At 67.4% G+C, this 18,929-nt stretch carries 16 protein-coding genes and 1 tRNA gene; 7 read left to right on the forward strand and 10 right to left on the reverse strand.

What is annotated here, in order from left to right; translation table 11 throughout:
- Positions 1–3: 3 nt before the first annotated feature.
- The 6 genes from ACEQZY_RS18290 to ACEQZY_RS18315 form a co-directional block, all read right to left on the reverse strand.
- Complete coding sequence (locus tag ACEQZY_RS18290) at positions 4–999, reverse strand: 2-dehydropantoate 2-reductase (protein WP_341704198.1); 996 nt, start codon at positions 997–999, stop codon at positions 4–6.
- Positions 996–2,522, reverse strand: a complete 1,527-nt coding sequence (glpD, locus tag ACEQZY_RS18295) for a glycerol-3-phosphate dehydrogenase (RefSeq protein ID WP_370156334.1) — start codon at positions 2,520–2,522, stop codon at positions 996–998. Before glpD ends, ACEQZY_RS18290 begins: the two co-directional genes overlap by 4 nt.
- A gap of 37 nt (positions 2,523–2,559) precedes the next feature.
- Positions 2,560–3,018 (reverse strand): hypothetical protein, encoded by a 459-nt coding sequence (locus ACEQZY_RS18300; protein WP_370156336.1) that lies wholly within the window; start codon positions 3,016–3,018, stop codon positions 2,560–2,562.
- A 71-nt stretch (positions 3,019–3,089) separates the two neighbouring features.
- A complete protein-coding gene (locus ACEQZY_RS18305) occupies positions 3,090–4,898 on the reverse strand; it encodes an adenylate/guanylate cyclase domain-containing protein (RefSeq protein ID WP_370156338.1) in 1,809 nt (602 codons plus the stop codon).
- Between the two features lie 76 nt (positions 4,899–4,974).
- Complete coding sequence (phaR, locus tag ACEQZY_RS18310) at positions 4,975–5,574, reverse strand: polyhydroxyalkanoate synthesis repressor PhaR (protein WP_341704193.1); 600 nt, start codon at positions 5,572–5,574, stop codon at positions 4,975–4,977.
- A gap of 37 nt (positions 5,575–5,611) precedes the next feature.
- A complete protein-coding gene (locus ACEQZY_RS18315; RefSeq protein WP_341704192.1) occupies positions 5,612–5,887 on the reverse strand; it encodes a hypothetical protein in 276 nt (91 codons plus the stop codon).
- Here ACEQZY_RS18315 and ACEQZY_RS18320 point away from each other — a divergent pair.
- The 3 genes from ACEQZY_RS18320 (at position 5,886) to phbB (ending at position 9,401) form a co-directional block, all read left to right on the forward strand.
- Complete coding sequence (locus ACEQZY_RS18320) at positions 5,886–7,205, forward strand: alpha/beta fold hydrolase (protein ID WP_370156340.1); 1,320 nt, start codon at positions 5,886–5,888, stop codon at positions 7,203–7,205. The two genes, ACEQZY_RS18315 and ACEQZY_RS18320, sit on opposite strands and share 2 nt — an antisense overlap.
- Before the next feature lie 156 nt (positions 7,206–7,361).
- Positions 7,362–8,537, forward strand: coding sequence for an acetyl-CoA C-acetyltransferase (locus tag ACEQZY_RS18325; protein WP_341704190.1), 1,176 nt, complete (start codon positions 7,362–7,364; stop codon positions 8,535–8,537).
- 141 nt (positions 8,538–8,678) lie between these two features.
- The gene (gene phbB / locus ACEQZY_RS18330; RefSeq protein ID WP_341704188.1) at positions 8,679–9,401 is read left to right on the forward strand and encodes an acetoacetyl-CoA reductase; all 723 of its coding nucleotides are present in this window, start codon (positions 8,679–8,681) and stop codon (positions 9,399–9,401) included.
- 180 nt (positions 9,402–9,581) lie between these two features.
- Here the strand turns inward: phbB and ACEQZY_RS18335 are convergent.
- From ACEQZY_RS18335 to ACEQZY_RS18350, 4 genes are all read right to left on the reverse strand, one after another.
- Positions 9,582–9,656 (reverse strand) — tRNA-Gln (locus ACEQZY_RS18335).
- 121 nt (positions 9,657–9,777) lie between these two features.
- Positions 9,778–10,677: a 4-(cytidine 5'-diphospho)-2-C-methyl-D-erythritol kinase gene (locus ACEQZY_RS18340; protein ID WP_370156343.1), complete on the reverse strand. Its 900-nt coding sequence runs from the start codon at positions 10,675–10,677 to the stop codon at positions 9,778–9,780.
- A 4-nt stretch (positions 10,678–10,681) separates the two neighbouring features.
- Entirely contained in the window at positions 10,682–12,448 is a 1,767-nt protein-coding gene (locus tag ACEQZY_RS18345; protein ID WP_370156345.1) for a tetratricopeptide repeat protein, read from the reverse strand.
- Positions 12,449–12,453: 5 nt separating this feature from the next.
- Positions 12,454–14,103: an electron transfer flavoprotein-ubiquinone oxidoreductase gene (locus ACEQZY_RS18350; RefSeq protein ID WP_370156575.1), complete on the reverse strand. Its 1,650-nt coding sequence runs from the start codon at positions 14,101–14,103 to the stop codon at positions 12,454–12,456.
- A gap of 346 nt (positions 14,104–14,449) precedes the next feature.
- Between ACEQZY_RS18350 and ACEQZY_RS18355 the strand changes: the two genes are divergently transcribed.
- The 4 genes from ACEQZY_RS18355 (at position 14,450) to moaB (ending at position 18,885) form a co-directional block, all read left to right on the forward strand.
- Positions 14,450–15,103, forward strand: coding sequence for a uracil-DNA glycosylase (locus ACEQZY_RS18355; protein WP_370156347.1), 654 nt, complete (start codon positions 14,450–14,452; stop codon positions 15,101–15,103).
- Positions 15,100–16,338 (forward strand): MFS transporter, encoded by a 1,239-nt coding sequence (locus tag ACEQZY_RS18360; RefSeq protein WP_370156349.1) that lies wholly within the window; start codon positions 15,100–15,102, stop codon positions 16,336–16,338. Before ACEQZY_RS18355 ends, ACEQZY_RS18360 begins: the two co-directional genes overlap by 4 nt.
- Positions 16,339–16,477: 139 nt before the next feature.
- Complete coding sequence (locus ACEQZY_RS18365; RefSeq protein WP_341701824.1) at positions 16,478–18,289, forward strand: lytic transglycosylase domain-containing protein; 1,812 nt, start codon at positions 16,478–16,480, stop codon at positions 18,287–18,289.
- Between the two features lie 32 nt (positions 18,290–18,321).
- Positions 18,322–18,885 (forward strand): molybdenum cofactor biosynthesis protein B, encoded by a 564-nt coding sequence (gene moaB / locus ACEQZY_RS18370; protein ID WP_341701825.1) that lies wholly within the window; start codon positions 18,322–18,324, stop codon positions 18,883–18,885.
- Positions 18,886–18,929 lie beyond the last annotated feature (44 nt).

Genomic DNA, 18,929 nt, shown 5'->3' on the forward strand with positions numbered 1-18,929 from the left:
ATCTCATCCGTTATAGGTGCCGGCGCTGCGCGCGCGGGCTTTTACCAGTGCCAGCACGGTGTCGATGGTGGGCGTGGGTATGTCGAGCCGGCGCGCCAGTTCGGCGATCACGCCGATCAGCGCGTCGATCTCCATCGGCCGGCCGCTTTCGAGATCCTGCAGCATCGAGGTCTTGTGCGGCCCGACCTTGCGCGCTGCACCGATGCGGTCGGCGATGGTCATCGGGAAGGTGATCCCCAGTGCCTCGCCGATCCGCTGTGCCTCGGCCATCATGGCGCCCAGCACGGCCTGTGCATCCGGATCATTGGCAAGGCCGCCCAGCGTGCCATGGGTCAGCACGCTGACCGGGTTGAACGACAGGTTGCCCCACAGCTTGGTCCAGATGTCCTGGCGGATATTGTCCAGCACCGGGGCATCGATGCCGGCGGCAGTCAGCGTCTCGCTCAGCCGCAGCACGCGGTCCGAGCGGCTGCCATCGGGCTCGCCCAGCGGCAGGCGCCGGCCGCCGCCATGGCTGATCACGCCGGGCCGGGCAATGGCGCCGGCCACCCAGACGACGCTGCCGATGGCGCGCTGCGGCCCGATCAGGTTCCATTGCAGGCCGCCGGGATCGACCGTTTCGAGCCGCAGGCCGTCCAGCGGCCCGCCATGTTTGTGGAAATACCAGTAGGGCACGCCGTTCATCGCCGTGATCAGCGGGGTGTCGGCACCGAACAGCGGCAGCATTCTTTCCGCCATCGCCGGCACCGCCGGTGCCTTCAGGCTGAGGATCACGGCATCCTGCGCGCCGGCCTCGGCCGGATTCTCGACACAGGCCGGATGCACGGTGAAGCTTTCGGGCTGGTTGCCCTCGTTGCGGGTTTCGATGGTCAGGCCGTCGGCGAGGATGGCATCGCGATGGACACCGCGGGCGATCAGCGTGACGTCATGGCCGGCCCGGGCCAGCAGCGCGCCGAAATAGCCGCCGATGGCACCGGCGCCGACTACCGCAATCTTCATTCTTCCTGTCCCTCGTTCACCCGGTGGCGGGCCATCCATGCAGCCAGTCTTTCACGATCGGCTGCCGAAGCCCACAGTCCGCATTTGGTACGGCGCCACAGCACATCGTCGGCTTCCAACGCCCATTCGCGGCGCATCAGGTAGCCGACCTCGCATTCATACAGCCCGCCGCCGAAATGCTCGCCAAGATCGGCCATGGCGGTGGCCGTGCCGATGATCTCCGTCGATGCCGCGCCATGGCGGCGGGCGAGGCGGTCCAGCCATGTGGCATCGAGGCCGGGATGCCGCTGCTGCAGGCCGGCAACGAAGGCCGCGAAGGTCCGGCCGTCGAGATCGCCGCCGGGCAGGGGCCGCCCGCCCGACCATGGCCGGCCCAGCTGCGGATAGAAAGGTGCGATCTTCTCGATCGCATGTTCCGACAGGCGGCGGTAGGTGGTCAGCTTGCCGCCATAGATCGACAGCAGCGGCAGGCCGCCCTGCGGATCGGTGTCGAGGTCGAGTACGTAGTCGCGGGTGATCGCCGACGGGTCGCTGTCGCCGTCGTCATAGAGCGGCCGCACGCCGGCATAGGACCAGACGATGGCATCGCGGGTGACCGGCTGGCGGAAATACTCGCTGGCCGCCGACAGCAGATATTCGGTTTCCTCCGGCGTGATGCGCGGCGGGCCGTCCAGCCGGTCGAGCTGCAGGTCGGTGGTGCCGATCAGGGTGAAGTCATGCTCGTAGGGGATCGCGAAGATGATGCGGCCATCGGCATTCTGGAAGATGTAGCAGTGATCGCCATCGAACAGCCGGCGGGTAACGATATGGCTGCCCTTGATCAGGCGCACGGCATTCTTCGGGGTTTGCGCGAAGGCGCCGGTCAGGGTGTCGCGCACCCATGGGCCGCCGGCATTGACGATGCCGCGGGCGGCAACCATGCGGCTGGCGCCGCTGCGCTGGTCGGTCAGGGTTGCCTGCCACAGGCCACCATCGCGCCGCGCCGCGGTCACGGCGGTGCGGGTCAGCACGGTGGCGCCGAGATCGCGGGCGCCCATCGCGTTGAGCACCACGAGGCGGGCATCGTCGACCCAGCAGTCGGAATATTCGAAACCGCGGCGGAAATCCGGCTTCAGCGGCGCACCGCGGAGATCGCCCTTCGTGAAGTCGATGCCCGTCGAGCCCGGCAGGGTGACGCGGCCGGCGAGGTGGTCGTAGAGGAACAGGCCGATGCGGATCATCCAGGCCGGGCGCAGACCGGGATGATGCGGCAGCACGAAGCGCAGGGGCCAGATGATATGCGGTGCCATGCGCATCAGCGTTTCACGTTCGCCGAGCGATTCCCGCACCAGCCGGAACTCGTAATGCTCGAGATAGCGCAGGCCGCCATGGATCAGCTTGGTGGAGGCGGAAGAGGTGGCGCCGGCGAGGTCGCCGCGCTCGGCCAGCAGCACCGAAAGGCCGCGGCCGGCGGCGTCGCGGGCAATGCCGGTGCCGTTCACGCCACCGCCGATGATCAGCAGGTCGACGGGATCAGAATGCATGGAATAACGACCGCAGGGCAGGGAAAGGACGGGTCGTTTATACGGTCACGCTGACGCGCTGCGCAAGGTCGAGGTCCAGCCGGCCGCGCCAGGCAGTGGTCCGGTAGGCGCGGATGGCGGCCCGGGCTGCATCGGTTGCCGGCTCGTCGGCACTGTCGGCCTGGGCCAGCTGCTGGGTGTGCCAGGTATTCAGCCCGAAGGCCTCGCGCCAGGCCCGCCGCCGCTCCAGATGGGGCGGAATGCGGATTTCGGGATCGGCGGCCTCGCCGCGGTCGGTGCGCCGGCGCAGCAGCGGCAGGCTGTCGGCCACGGCCACATCGCCGCCGATACGGTTGCCGCGCGGTGCCGGTGCGGCCGGACGCTGATCCGCCTGCTCGCCGGCGGCGAACAGGCCCGGTCCGGCTTTCGGCTGGCGCCGGGGGGCGGTTTCGATCGCCGAATCGGCCCGGTCGCCGCGAAGCGGAACCAGATAGCTGCTGACGATCGTGGGGGCCATGGAATCCCTGTCCGGTAACCGCCGGACTCAAGCAGGGAGTCCCTTAACGGCGGGTTAAGCCCGCCGGGATGTCAGGGCCGCCGGTCCAGGCAGTAGACCGCGATGGGGGCGGCGCGGCCTTTCACCGGCAGCAGGCCGACCCGCCGTGGCGGCGGGTCGAGGCGGGCCGCCTCGACGGTCTCGGCGCTGGCCAGCGCGATGAACTGCTCGGCTTCGCCGAGATGGTCATGCCCAAGCTGCTCGAGGCGCTGGGCGGAATTCACCGTATCGCCGACCACGGTATAGTTGATGCGGCCGGGCGCGCCGATATTGCCGATCACCACCGGGCCGCTGTGGATGCCGACCCGCATCCGCAGCAGCGGCCGGCCGCGCATCTGCCGGTGGGCATTGTCGGCGACCAGTGCCGCGCCGATGGCGCGCACCGCCCGGCAGGCGCGCACCGCGTGGTCGTCGTCGCGCTTGAGCGCCCCCCACATGGCCATCACCGCGTCGCCGATGAACTTGTCGACGATGCCGCCTTCCGCCTCGATGCAGGCGGTGACCAGGGCGAAATGCTCGTTCAGCAGGTCGGCGGTTTCCTGCGCCGACAGCTGTTCCGACATCGCCGTGAAGCCGACCAGGTCGGTGAAGATGACGGTGACTTCGCGGTGCTTGCTGATGTTGATCGCATCCTCGCCCTCGCGCATCAGGCGGCTGACCAGCTTGCGCGGCACGTAATTGCCGAACCAGTGCAGCGCGGCATTGGCGGCGTTGAAAGCCTGGGCGGCATCGTCCAGCTCGCGCAGCCGGGCGCGCTCCAGCGGCGGCGCGTCGAAATCGAGGTTGCGCAGCCGGGTGGCGGCCGCACTGAGCTGCAGCAGCGGCCGGCGGATCAGGTGGGCAAGGCGCCAGGCGATCAGCAGCGACAGCAGCAGGCTGACGATGCCGACGGCGCCGGCGATCTGCAGGCGGTTGACCTCGGTCTGGATCTCCTCGAAGGGGAAATAGCGGCCGACCAGCCAGGGTTTTTCGCCGTAGCTGGTCAGGCGGCGGTAGACGAAAATCCAGCGCTGGCCCTCGGCCTCGACGATGTGGGCGGCGTCGTTGCCCAGCATGGCGCGGGCCAGCGGCACGTCGATGCGGCCGTCCCAGATCCGCTGCAGCACCGGGTCGTGGATCTCGGCGACTGTCGGCAGCGGCTGTTCCGGCGAGAGGTGGTATTCGTGGTTGGTCAGGGTCGGATGTGCCAGCACGAAGCGGTCGTCATAGAGGATGAAGCTGACCGACTGGTCGTCGCTGCTGTCGGGCTCCAGGCTGCGCGACAGCGTGCCGAGCGAGACGACGGCGACCACCTCGCCGACGAATTCGCCGTTCATCTGCACCGGCGCCGACACGTTGATCATCGGCTGGGCGATCTCGGGGCTCCAGATCAGGTCGCCCCAGATGGCGGCATCGCTGCGCAGCGGCACGGCTTCGCGGCGGCGGTCGAGCGCCTGGCGCAGGGCGCGCATGCGGGCGGCGGTGCCGGGATACTTGGCGATGCTTTCATGGGCGGTTTCGATGCCCCAGGGATAGCGCACCGCCCGGGTCGCCACGAGATTCTGGCGCACGAAGGCGACCGCATCGATCTGTGGCAGGCCATCCAGGGTGGCGACGATGTAGTCGGTCAGGCGGCCGATATAGTTGAAGTCGAGCTTGCCGCCCTGCAGCCGGTCGCGCAAAGCCTCGACATGCTGGCGCACCGGGTCGAACTGCAGCCGGGTGCGCTCGACCTGCTGGCTGACGATGCGCTGGTTGCGGTCGCGCAGCAGATCGACCGTGTTCAGCCGGCCGCTGACCAGGGCAATGCCATAGGCGATACCGGCAATCAGCATCAGCATGCCGACGCCGAGCGTCAGCACGAAGGAAATCGAGGGCCGCAGGCGCGGCCCCCGTGGCGGGTTTGTCATCGGCGGGGGCGGGCGGGTGGCTGGCAGCTCACCCCTTGTTCCGGGCAAGGGCTTCGACCTGCTTGCGCAATTCGTCCAGCTGGGATTTCAGGGTGTCGACCTCGGCCGGCTGCTCGCCGCCGCCGGCGGCCGGCTTCTCGACGCTGCTGTCGGCCAGGTTGGCCATGAAGGGATTGAACATGGTCATGGCGCGCTGGAACATCGCCATGTTCTGCCGGCCCATCTCTTCGATATTGCGGAACGGGAACATCTCGCCGAAAGCCTCGGCCATGTACTGGCGCATCTGTTCCTGGTTGCGCTGGAACGAGGCCATCGAGACATCGAGATAGCTGGGCACCAGGGTCTGCAGGCTGTCGCCGTAGAAAGTGATCAGCCGACGGAGGAACCCGATCGGCAGCAGGTTCTGCCCCTTCGATTCTTCCTCGAAAATGATCTGGGTCAGGACGCTGCGCGTGATGTCGTCGCCGGTCTTGGCATCCTCGACGACGAAATCCTGGCCGTCCTTCACCATCTGGCACAGGTTTTCGAGGGTGACATAGGAGGAGGTCGCCGTGTTGTAGAGCCGCCGGTTCGCGTATTTCTTGATCTTGACCGCCGGTGCTGCCGTCGTCTGGTCTTGTTCGGCCACGTTCACACGCTCCCTAGCCCACGAATGAGGCAGCATTTCACTCGTATTCGTTTGTATACGCAAGCCTCTTGTTGCGCTGCGAAAGGCTGGCCCGAAAACGCCGCTTCGTTGTATCCTCAAGCATATGGATGACCCCGCCGCCACCGACCCGCAGGCCCTGGCCCGGCAGTTCCTGGATCTCTGGCAGGAGCAGGCCGGTCTGCTGGCCACCGATCCGAAACTGGCCGAATTGTCGGCCGCCTGGATGGGCCTGTGGCAGCAGGGCGCCGAAGCCGCCCGGCAGGCGGCATCCCATGCCGCGGGAGACAGCCATGCCGCAGGATCAGATGCCGCCGCAGGACGCGCCGGACCGGCGGCCGGGGCCGCGCCCGCTGCCGCTGCATCTGGCAACGGCCAACCTGATGCTGCTGAGCTCGCTCGCCGTCTGGCCGAGTGCGAGAAGCGTATCGCCGCTCTGGAATCCGCTCTTGCAGCCGCGCCTCGCCGCGCTGGCACCGGCTCTCGCCGCCGTCGATCCGAATGAGTTTGCCGATGCCCTGATCCGGCTGGCCGCCACCCGCATGGCGGCGATGACCGGCGGCCTGCTGCGCTACCGCCGGCACGGCTGGCAGCGCGATCTGGCCGATCCGCCGGCCATCTGGCAGGAAGGCGGCAGCCGCATGCTGACCTATGCGGATGCCGGTATTCCGGTGCTGCTGGTGCCCTCGCTGGTCAACCGCGCCTATATCCTCGATCTGGCCGAAGGCCAGAGCCTGGCGCGCTTCCTGCCCGGCCGCGGATTGCGGCCCTTCCTGCTCGACTGGGGCAACCCGGAGGGCAGTCCCGAGCAGGATTTCGATCTCGCCGCCTATATTGCCCGGCTGGTGCGCGCCCTGGCTTTCCTGCGTCGCGAGACCGGCCGGGCGCCGCTGCTGCTTGGCTATTGCATGGGTGGTAACCTGACGCTGGCTGCCGCCCTGCAGGCGCCGGAGGATGTGGCCGGCCTCGCCCTGCTGGCGACGCCATGGGATTTCCATGCCGGCGGTGCCCACCAGGCGGCGCTGGTACAGGCACTGGCCCCGGCGCTGGCGCCTGCGGCCACGGACGGCACAACCCCGCCGCTGTTCGGCGTTGACCTGCTGCAGGGTTTTTTCTGGGCGCTCGATCCGCTGACGGCGATGAAGAAGTTCACCCAGTTCGGCCTGCTGGCCGAGGACAGCGAGGCGGCCCGGCGCTTCGTTGCCATGGAAGACTGGCTGAATGACGGGGTGCCGCTGGCCGGACGGGTGGCCCGCGAATGCCTGATCGGCTGGTATGGCGAGAATGCGCCGCCGGCCGGGCGCTGGCAGGTCGGCGGCAATCCCGTGCGCCCCCGGGACTGGCGCAAGCCGGCCCTGGTGGTGCTGCCCGAGCGGGACAGGCTGGTGCCCCGCGAGGGGGCGGCCGCGCTGCTGGCCCAGCTGCCGCAGGCCGACCGGCTGGACGTGCCCAGCGGCCATATCGGCATGATGGTGGGGCCGCGTGCCGAAACCGGCCTGTGGCGGCCATTGTCGGACTGGTTGCTGCGCACAGGCGGAAACGCCGCCGGCCCGGTCCGACCGTCGGTCCGGACGCGACGGAAAGCACCGCCTGTGACCAAAGTACGGGCCTGATCATTTATTTTGCAATGCGGCGGGCCTTGCCGCATTTGCGAAAACACCGCTATCGTCGGCGTATTCCGCGCATTGCCCCGCTGTCTGCCGCGCCGGCACTGCCACGTCTCGCTTGCAAAATGATCCGACCGGATCCCCGTCCATGGAGGAACAACCATGACCGATATCGTCATCGCCAGCGCCGCGCGCACGCCGGTGGGCTCGTTCAACGGCGCACTCAGCAGCGTGCCGGCGCATTATCTCGGCCAGGTTGCCATCGATGGCGCGCTGAAGCGCGCCGGCGTGCAGCCGGGCGAGGTCAGCGAAGTGATCATGGGCCAGATCCTCACCGCCGCGCAGGGCCAGAATCCGGCGCGCCAGGCGTCGATCAATGCCGGCCTGCCGGTGGAAGTGCCGGCCTGGGGCGTGAACATGCTGTGCGGCTCGGGCCTGCGCGCGGTCGCGCTGGGTTTCCAGGCCGTGAAGAACGGCGACAGCGCCATCGTCGTCGCCGGTGGCCAGGAAAGCATGAGCCAGGCGCCGCATGCAGCCTATCTGCGTGCCGGCCACAAGATGGGCGATCTCGGCTTCATCGACACGATGATCCGCGACGGCCTGTGGGATGCCTTCAACGGCTATCATATGGGCAACACGGCGGAGAACGTGGCCAAGCAGTTCCAGATCACCCGCGAGACCCAGGACGAGTTCGCGGTGAAAAGCCAGAACAAAGCCGAGGCCGCGCAGAAGGCCGGCAAGTTCAAGGACGAGATCGTTCCCGTCACCATCAAGGGCCGCAAGGGCGATACCGTGGTGGAGAATGACGAATACATCCGCCATGGCGCCACCGTGGATGCCATGAAGGGCCTGCGCCCGGCCTTCGCCAAGGACGGCAGCGTCACCGCCGGCAACGCTTCGGGCATCAACGACGGCGCCGCCGCCGTGGTGCTGATGAGCGCCGAGGAAGCCAAGAAGCGCGGCGTGAAGCCGCTGGCCCGCATCGTCAGCTGGGCGCAGTCGGGCGTCGATCCGTCGATCATGGGTACCGGCCCGATCCCGGCCTCGCGCGCCGCACTGAAGAAGGCCGGCTGGAAGGCCAGCGATCTCGACCTGATCGAGGCCAACGAGGCCTTTGCCGCCCAGGCCTGTGCGGTCAACAAGGATATGGGCTGGGATACCGACAAGGTGAACGTCAATGGCGGCGCCATCGCCATCGGCCACCCGATCGGTGCCTCGGGCGCCCGCGTGCTGGTGACGCTGCTGTATGAAATGCAGCGGCGCGATGCCAAGAAGGGCCTGGCCACCCTGTGCATCGGCGGCGGCATGGGCATCGCCATGTGCGTGGCCCGCGACTGACCCTGGAGGCGCGGCCGGAAGGGGGTATTCCGGCCGGGTCTTGCTTTGCATCAAGGCGGCACAGGACGAAACAGCATAAAGCTGCCGCACATCTGACGTTAAAAACACAACAAGAATAATTAATCCTGACAGGAGGACCACATGTCGCGCGTTGCCATCGTCACCGGCGGAACCCGAGGAATCGGGGCAGCCATTTCCAAGCTGCTGCACCAGAAGGGCTACAAGGTGGCAGCGAATTATGCCGGCAATACCGAACGGGCCAAGGCCTTCGAGGCGGAAACCGGCATCCGCACCTTCAAGTGGGATGTCGCCAGCTTCGAGGAGACGATGGCCGGCGTGAAGCTGGTCGAACAGGAGCTCGGACCGGTTGACGTGGTGGTCAACAATGCCGGCATCACCCGCGACGGCACCCTGCACAAGATGAGCCACGAGCAGTGGCAGGCGGTGATCGACACCAATCTCGGCGGCTGCTTCAACATGTGCCGGGCGGTGATCGACGGCATGCGCGACCGCGGTTTCGGCCGCATCGTCAATATCGGCTCGATCAACGGCCAGGCCGGCCAGTATGGTCAGGTCAACTATGCTGCCGCCAAGTCGGGCATCCACGGCTTCACCAAGGCACTGGCCCAGGAAGGTGCCGCGCGTGGCATCACCGTGAATGCCATCGCGCCGGGCTATATCGATACCGACATGGTGGCCGCCGTGCCGGCCAATGTGCTGGAGAAGATCGTGGCCAAGATCCCGGTCGGGCGGCTTGGCCGGGCCGAGGAAATCGCCCGTGGCGTTGCCTTCCTGGTGGCCGACGAGGGCGGCTTCATCACCGGTTCGACGCTGAGCATCAATGGCGGCCAGCATATGTACTGAGGCGGATGTGCCTTGATGGCGGCGGCTTGCCGCCATGACTGGAAAGGCCGGCCGCTGTGCCGGCCTTTTTGTGTCTCAGCCCGCTGTCTGCGGAACAGTCGGCAGGTTGCTGTTGTCCCGGAAGCAGATGTCCGGCAGAAGCGGCATCGCACGGGGGACGGACGGAAGAATGCAGAAGAATGGCTGGGGCGGGAGGATTCGAACCTCCGCATGGCGGTACCAAAAACCGCTGCCTTACCGCTTGGCTACGCCCCAGCAGGCGTCCCGTATTGCCGGGCGCGGCGCGGGCGGACAATAATCGCCGCCGCCGGCAATTTCCAGTCCCAGAAACAGCCGGGCCGCGTCCCGGTTTTCCGCCGAACTATCGCCGGACGGGTCAGCCTGCCGCTGTCGCCGCCACCCACCATTTCGGATAGGCGCGGCCAAGATTGCGCGCGGCGAATTCCGCCTCGCGCTCGCCGGCAAACAGGCCGAAGCAGGTGGCCCCGGAACCGGACAGCCGGGCCAGCAGGCAGCCGGCCTGGGCCTTCAGTGCGGCCAGCACCGGATCGATCTCCGGCGCCAGGAAGCGGGCCGGCGCTTCCAGGTCGTTGCGTCTCTGGCGCAGCAGGATGGCAAGGTCGGCCGCGCTGTCGGGCTGACGCCCGAAGGGCTGCGGCGCACCGAAGCGGCCGGCCAGTGCCGAAAAGACTTCTGCGGTCGCCAGCGTGATGCCGGGATTGGCCAGTACCAGCCAGAAGGGCGGCAGGGGAGGCGCCGGTGCCAGCCGCTCGCCGATGCCGGTCATCAGTGCGGCGCGGCTATGCAGGCAGACCGGGACATCGGCACCCAGCTGCAGGGCTGCGGCGGCCAGCGCATCATCGTCGATGGCGATGTTCCACAGGGCCCGCAGGCAATGCAGCGTGGCTGCCGCATCGGCAGAGCCGCCACCGATGCCGGAGGCCACCGGCAGGGTCTTGTCGAGGGCAAGCGCGGCGCCACGCCGGCCGCTGCCAGCCATGTTCATCGGCTGCAGCAGGCGGGCGGCCCGCAGTACCAGGTTATCGGCCGTGTCTGTCTGCAGGGCGGCCGCCTGCGGGCCGGTCACGGCTAGACTGAGTGTGTCGGCCGGCGCCACCGTCACGCGGTCGCAGGCGGCGGGATTGCGGGCAAACACCACGAGGCTTTCCAGCTCGTGATAGCCGCCATGCTCGGTCCCGTCCGGGCGCCGTCCCGTGACATGCAGGAACAGGTTGATCTTGGCTGGTGCCAGCCGGCTCAGGCCTGCCTCAGGCATCGGGTCACTGGCTGTTGGCGACCGGATCGAGGCCATTATCCAGCTTGCGCTGGATCTGCAGCTGCAGATCCTGCTCGGGTTTGAGGCCGAGCGCGCGGCGCCACTGGAACTTGGCTTCCTCGAAGCGGCCGACCCGCCAGTAGGCATCGCCCAGGTGATCGGTGATCACCGCGTCGCCGCCACGCAGCTCGACGGCACGTTCCAGCTGCTGCACGGCATCCTGATAGCGGCCCTGGCGATACAATGCCCAGCCGAGGGAATCGACGATGGCGCCATCATTCGGGCGCAAGGCGACCGCACGCTCGATCATGTGGGTCGCCTGTTCGAGGTTGCGGTGCATGTCGACCCAGGAATAGCCGAGATAATTCAGCACCGAGGGCTGGTCCGGCTGCAGTTCCAGGGCTTTCAGCATGTCCACCTCGGCCTTTTCCCACTGCTTCGAGCGTTCATAGGCGATCCCGCGGCCGAAGAAGATGGTCCAGTGGCGTGGTTCGACGCGCGGAATCCGCTGCAGTGCAGCCGAATAATGTTTCGCCGCCGCGTCCCAGTTCTCTTCCTGCCGGTAAAGGTCGGCCAGGGTCAGCATCGGCTGCGGGCTGGCCGGATTGGCTGCGGCCGCGCGTTCGAGGATGCGGACGGCTTCCTCCTTCCGGCCCAGTTCGCTGGTGCACCAGGCCGCACGCAGATGCGCCGTTTCAGCATAGGCCGAGCCGGCCGCAACCGCGTTGTAGGTCTTCAGGGCATCGACCCAGCGGCCACTGGCCTCGTAGAGATCGGCCAGCAGCATGCGGGCATCGTCCAGGTCAGGCCGCAGGAACAGGGCCAGCTGCAGGTGCAGCTCGGCCAGGTCGCCGCCGTCGCCGCGCCCGAAGGCCGACGCCGAAGCGAACATCGCCTCGGCCAGACCGTCGACGGCATTGCCGAGCAGCGGCTCCGGCGGCTGCCGGCGCTTGCCGTCGAGCCGCGCCATTGCCTGCTGCAGGATCGGGTTGTCGGGATTCTGCGCCATCTGATCGGCGATCAGGCGGCGGGCCTCGGCCTGGCGGCCCTGGCGCTCGAGCAGCCGGGCGAAGGCGTCGATCAGTCGGGTGCCGGGACGCTCGCGTCCCTCGATGGCTTCGCGGTAGGCCAGTTCGGCCGGCTCGGCCTGGTTCAGCAGGTCGAGCAGCAGCGGTTTCAGATGCATGTAGACCCCGCCCAGCAGGGGGTGGCGTTCCAGCCTCTGCAGGTTGGCGACAGCCTTGTCGGCATCGCCTTTGCCGGCATGGGCAAAGGCTGCGAGAATCGGATTGAAAGCCGCATGGATACCGCCGCTGGGGCCATCGCTCACCAGCTTCAGCACGCCGTCATAGTCGCGGGCCACCATGCGGGCGGCCGCGTCGGTCATGCGCGGCAGATAATCGCCGGGGTTATGCTGGCGCAGTGCCGGCAGCAGCCTGATGGCCTCAGCCGTGCGGCCGTCGGCCAGCAATGCCAGGAAGGCACCCTGCACGAGCAGGGCGTTGTCCGGGTCCTCGCCGAGGGCTTTCAGGTAATAATCGGCCGCCAGGCTGTTTTCGTTATGGGTGCGGGCATGACGCGCCGCAAGGAAGTTGCCATAGGGCGAACTGAAACCTTCTCCCCCGTGGGGCGAACCGGCCATCATGCCGGAATGGCCGCCGCAGGCAGCCAGCGGCAGCAGCAGGGCGCCGAGCAGGGCGGCCCTGCGCGGCAGCAGCCTGGAAAGGGAAAAGCCGGGGAGGCGGGTGCAGAGGGTGCTGTTCGTGGCCATCAGTCTCACATGTTGGGGTAATTCGGACCGCCGCCCCCCTCCGGGACGGTCCAGTTGATATTCTGCGCCGGGTCCTTGATGTCGCAGGTTTTGCAGTGGACGCAGTTCTGCGCGTTGATCTGGAAGCGCGGGTTGCTGCCATCGTCGTCGCGCAGCACCTCGTAGACGCCAGCGGGACAATAGCGCTGGGCCGGCTCGTCATACATCGGCAGGTTCTGCGCAATCGGAATCGACGGGTCCTTCAGCTTCAGATGGATCGGCTGATCCTCCTCATGGTTGGTGTTTGACAGGAACACCGAGGACAGCTTGTCGAAGCTGATCTTGCCATCGGGCTTCGGATAGGCAATCGGCTGGCAGTCCTTCGCCGGCTTCAAACTCTCGTGATCGGCCTTGGTGTGACGCGTGGTCCACGGCACCAGGAAGCCGAGGCCGAGATCGTTCAGCCACATGTGGATGCCGCCGACCATGGTGCCGAGCCACATGCCATAGCCCAGCGCGGGCTTGACGTTGCGGACCTTCCACAGGTCCTTGTAGGACCAGGAAGACCTGAAAGCCTCCGGATAGGCCGCCAGTTCATCGCCGCCGGCACTGCCGCCTTTCAGGGCCGCAAAGGCGGCCTCGGCAGCCAGCATGCCGGTTTTCATCGCATTGTGGCTGCCTTTGATCCGCGGCAGGTTGACAAAGCCGGCCGAGCAGCCGATCAGCGCGCCGCCCGGGAAGGTCAGTTTCGGGATCGACTGCAGGCCGCCCTCGTTGATGGCGCGGGCGCCGTAGGAAATGCGCTTGCCGCCTTCGAAGTAGGGCGCGATCGACGGATGTGTCTTGAAGCGCTGGAACTCGTCGAAGGGCGAGAGATGGGGATTCTGGTAATTCAGGTGGATCACGAAGCCGACTGCCACCTGGTTGTCTTCCAGATGATACATGAAGCTGCCGCCGCCGGTCTTGCTGTCCAGCGGCCAGCCCTGCGTATGCACCACCAGACCGGGCTTGTGCATGGCCGGGTCGATCTGCCACAGCTCCTTGATGCCGATGCCGAATTTCTGCGGGTCGACACCGTCACGCAGGCTGAACTTCTGCTGCAGCTCCTTGGCCAGCGAGCCGCGCACGCCTTCGGCGATCAGGGTGTATTTGCCGCGCAGCTCGACGCCCGGCGTGTAGCTGGCCTTGTGCTCGCCATCGCGGCCGATGCCCATGTCGCCGGTGGCGACGCCAACCACCTCGCCCTTGTCGCCGTACAGTATCTCGGCGGCGGCGAAGCCGGGGAATATCTCGACGCCGAGCGCTTCCGCCTGCTCGGCCAGCCAGCGGCAGACATTGCCAAGCGAGACGATGTAGTTGCCGTGATTGTTCATCAGCGGCGGCATGGCGATGTTCGGGATCGGGATATGATTGGATTCGGTCAGGATCAGGAAGCGGTCGTCGGTCACCGGCGTGTTGAGCGGCGCGCCCTTGTCCTTCCAGTCCGGGATCAGCTCGTTCAGCGCCGCCGGATCGATCACCGCACCCGAGAGGATGTGAGCGCCGACCTCGGAGCCTTTCTCGATCACGCAGACCGACACGTCATGGCCCTGCTCGGCAGCAAGCTGCCTGAGCCGGATTGCCGCGCTCAGACCGGCCGGGCCGGCGCCGACGATCACCACGTCGTATTCCATCATTTCGCGTTCGGACACGGGGCACCTCTAGAATTCAGCTGGTCTTTTTTATTTGGGCGCGTCTTGGCTTGACGCTAGCTGTCTGCTTACCAGACTATAGGGGGCAAGCCAACGGCGCCGCAGCTGATCCCACCCGATGAACGTTACGGAAGCTACTGATTTCCCGCCCAGTTTACTCGACGTCCTGCTCTTCTATGCGGAGGCAGGCTGCGACGAGGCTATCGGCGATCAGCCGGTCGACCGGACGAGTCTGCCGCCCGCCCGTCCGGTCCCGCCGGCTGTGGCGCCGGCCGGGGCCGCGACCGGCTCTCCGCCCCGGTCGACGGCTTCCGGGGCACGGCCGTCGGTCATGCCGCCCGCCGCCCCCAGCCAGGCAGTCCTGTCGGCCCGGGAGGCGGAAACTGCCGCCAGCCAGGCCGCGGCAGCCTGTTCCACCGTGGCCGAACTGGAGGCCGCCATCAAAGCCTTCGAGGGCTGCGGCCTGAAGGCGACCGCGACCAATACGGTCATCGCCCGGGGCAATCCGGCGGCACCGCTGATGATCATAGGCGAGGCACCGGGCCGGGACGAGGATGCGCAGGGCCGGCCCTTCGTGGGCGAGAGCGGCCAGCTGCTCGACCGCATGCTGAAGGCGATCGGCCGTGACGAGAGCAATGTCTATATCAGCAACATCCTGTTCTGGCGGCCGCCGGGCAACCGCGACCCGTCGAGCGAGGAGATTCTCGCCTGCAAACCCTTTATCGAGCGGCTGATCGAGCTGGTGCAGCCCAGGCTGATTGCCTGCGCCGGCAAGCATGCTGCCGCCACCCTGCTCGGCACCAACCAGGGCATCACCCGTATCCGCGGCCGCTGGCAGGAATACCGCCGCGGCGCGGTCGTCATTCCGGCCATGCCGCTGCTGCACCCGGCTTACCTGCTGCGCCAGCCCGGGGTGAAACGCGAAGCCTGGCAGGACATGCAGGCTCTGGCCGAAAAGCTGGCCCGGCTGGAGGGGCAGGGGTGAGCGACGCCAGCCTCGGGCGGGGACAGCCGCTGTTCTATGGCTGGTTCGTGGTGGGCGCGGCTTTCCTGGTGATGTTCACCGGTTTCGGCGCCGCCTACACATTCCCGGCGTTTTTCGACCCGCTGAGTGACGCCTTCGGTGCTTCGCGGGGCACCGTTTCGCTGGTCTTCTCGGTATCCGGCTGCCTGTATTTCCTGCTCGGCGCCATCAGCGGCCCGCTGGCCGACCGCATCGGTCCGCGCCCGGTGGTCGGCTTCGGCATGGCCTGCATCGGCCTGGGCCTGATCGCCGCCAGCTTTGCCGACAGCCTCACTGCCATCGTGCTGGGCTATGGCCTTGGCGTCGGCATCGGCGTCGGCTTTTCCTATGTCCCGGCCATTGGTGCGGTCCAGCGCTGGTTCCGCGTCAACCGCGGCCGGGCATCGGGCTGGGCGGTTGCCGGCATCGGTATCGGCACCATGGCGGCACCGCCTCTGGCTGCGGCCATCATCGGCATACTGGGCTGGCGTGCTGCCTATGTGGCGCTGGGCATTGCGGTGCTGCTGCTCGGCACCCTGGCCGTGCTGCTGCTGCGCGGTTCGCCGGCCGAACTCGGGCTGCAGCCCGATGGGGCCGCTGCCGATCCGGCGGAAGCCGGGCAGCCATCTGCGCCGCCGCCCGGTTTCAGCCTGCGCGAGGTGCTGCGCCACCGGGTGTTCTGGCAGCTCTATCTCGGCGCGGGCCTGTGCTGCATCGGCACCTTCGTGCCTTTCGTGCATCTGGCGCCCTATGCCCAGGACCAGGGCCTCACCCGCATCGAGGGGGTCTGGCTGGTCGGCCTGATCGGGGTGGGCAGCACGCTTGGCCGTTTTGTGCTGGGCGGCGTCGCCGACCGCATGGGCCGGGGGCGGGCGGTCGCGTGTGTCACCCTGCTGACGGGGTGTGCGCTGCTGTACTGGCTGACCGCGACCGGCTTCTGGGCGCTGGCACTCTTCGCGCTGGCCTTCGGCCTGTTTTACGGCGGTTTCGTGGCTCTGATCCCCGCCTATACCATCGACCTGTTCGGACTGCGTGCCGCCGCCTCGGTGATCGGGGTGCTGTATACCTCGGTGGCTTTCGGCACCCTGGCCGGCCCGCCGCTGGCCGGATGGGTTTTCGATGTCAGCGGCAGCTATACATGGCCGATTGCGATCTGCGCCGGCGGCTGTCTGCTGGCAGCCGGACTGATTGGACGGCTGCCAGCCCGCCTCGCATAATTCAGGCGGGTAGCAATTAACCCACCGGTTGTGTGCCGGTGTTCTTGCTTGTTTGTTAACCATTTATCGGCTATCCGGGTCAGCGATGCGACTGACTGCCAGCCAAACCTGTCGGGGTGGACAGGGAGGCGGGCGATCCGTGCTTGCACGCGCCTGTCTCGCATTCTCCATCCTTGGCCTTGCCTGCCTTGCGGCGGCTTCCGGTGTTTCTGCCCAGCAGATCGCCCGCGAGACGCAGTTGCCGCCGCCTGCCGGCGCCGAATTGCCTGCCGTGCTGTCGGCCGCCGACATCGACCGCTATCAGCAGATTTTCGACCTGCAGACCGAGGGCGACTGGAAGGAGGCGGATCGCGAAATCCGCCAGCTGGGCGACAGGCTGCTGATGGGCCACGTGCTGCACCAGCGCTACATGCATCCCACCGCCTATTACAGTTCCTTTGCCGAGCTGTCCGCCTGGCTGCGCGAGTATCGCGACCTGCCCGGTGCCGAGGACATCTACCGGCTGGCTCTGAAGAAGAAGGGTCGCAAGGAGAAGGCGCCACTGTCGCCGCTGGGAGCCGATCTCGGCGATTTCGACGGCGATCCGGGGCTGGTCGCCACCACCCGCCGGCGCTATACGCCCCCCGAGCGCGATCCCGCCCATGCCCGCGCCATCGCGCAGATGGCGGCACAGTTCAACGGCATGCTGCGCCGCGATCACCTGACCAGGGCCGGCGAATATCTCGACAGCAAAGATGTGAAGGGCAAGCTCAGCCGCTCGGAATACGACGACTGGGCCCGCCGGCTGGCCTGGATGTGGATCCTGGAAGGCGATGACGAGAAGGCGCTGGCGCTGGCGGCACCGGCGGCCAAACGTTCGCGCGCCAGGGTCCCGGAGGCCGACTGGGTTGCCGGCCTCGCCGCCTGGCGGCTGGGTCGTTACGACAATGCCGGTCACCATTTCGAGAATCTCGCCTTCAACAAGGCGGCGCTGGGCTGGGACCGGGCTGCCGGTGCCTGGTGGGGTGCGCGGGTGATGCTGCGCCTGCGCCAGCCTTCGGAGGCGATCCGCCTGCTGGAGATCGGCGCCCGCGAGGAACGCACCTTCTACGGCCAGCTCAGCCTGGCACAGCTTGGCGGGGATTCGCCGCTGTCCTGGCGCCCGCCGCCGCTGGATGACGGACAGGTGGCAAAGCTGATGCAGATTCCCGCTGTGCGCCGCGCCGCCGCGCTCAGCGAGATCGGCGAGGCCTCGCTGGCCGACCGCGAGATGACCCGCCTGTTCGCCCAGGCCAGCGACGAGCTGGCCGGCAACCTGCTGGCGCTGGTCAGCCGCATGCAGGCGCCCGCCGCCGCCATGCGCATCGGCGTGGCCTGGTACAATGTGAAGGGCGAAAGCTGGGATGGCGCGCTCTATCCGCTGCCGCCCTGGGAGCCGGAAAACGGCTATATCGTCGACCGCGCCCTGGTCTTCGCCTTCATGCGGCAGGAAAGCGCCTTCAATGCCCGCGCCATGAGTCCGGTGGGCGCCACCGGCCTGATGCAGCTGATGCCGAACACGGCTGGCGCGGTGGCCGGCGACCGCTCGTTGCGGCATCGCCGCGGCCGTCACAAGCTGTTTGCGCCGGAATACAATATCGAACTGGGGCAGAAATACCTGCAGCATCTGCTGCAGATGCCGATGATCAGCGGCAACCTGCTGTATGTGGCCGCCGCCTACAATGCCGGGCCGGGAAACCTGCAGAAATGGCTGCGTGCCAATCCGGAGGTCTCGGCGGATCCGTTGCTGTTCATTGAGACGATTCCGCTGTCCGAGACCCGGATTTTCGTCGAGCGCGTGCTGACCAATTACTGGATCTACCGCAGCCGCATCGGCCAGCCGGACCCCAGTGTCATGCAGGCCATGACCGGCGGCTGGCCGGTCTACCAGGCCTTCGATCCCGACGTGACACGCACGGCGCTGCGGAAGTAGACTCTCCGCCGCAATCCGGCAGGAGGTATTCCGTGAGTGCCGCTCACCAGTCTTTCATCGATGCCGATGGCAATCGCCTGTTCGTGCCGGTGCGCATCGCCGTGCTCACGGTTTCCGATACCCGCTCGGAGGCCGACGACCGCTCCGGCAACACACTGGCCGAACGGCTGACCGGGACGGGCCATATCCTGGCCGCGCGGGCCATCGTGCGCGACGACATCGCGGAAATCCGCGCGCAGGTCCAGAACTGGATCGGCGACGAAACCATCGACGTGGTGCTGTCCACCGGGGGCACCGGGGTGACCGGCCGCGACGTGACGCCGGAAGCCTTCGAAGGGCTGTACGAGAAATCCATCCCCGGTTTCGGCGAGCTGTTCCGCATGCTCAGCTACCAGAAGATCGGCACTTCGACGATCCAGTCGCGCGCCACCGCCGGCGTGGCGAAGGGGACGTACCTGTTCGCGCTGCCCGGCTCGCCGGGGGCCTGCAGGGATGCCTGGGACATGATCCTGAAGGACCAGCTGGACTACCGGCACAAGCCCTGCAATTTCGTCGAGCTGTTTCCGCGCCTGCGCGAGCATGAACGCCGCAAGTAGCGGCGCGGCCTGCTGGTGGGTGGCCCCATGAGTTTTCCGCATTC

This window comes from Ferrovibrio sp., from assembly GCF_964218355.1.
GTDB lineage: Bacteria > Pseudomonadota > Alphaproteobacteria > Ferrovibrionales > Ferrovibrionaceae > Ferrovibrio.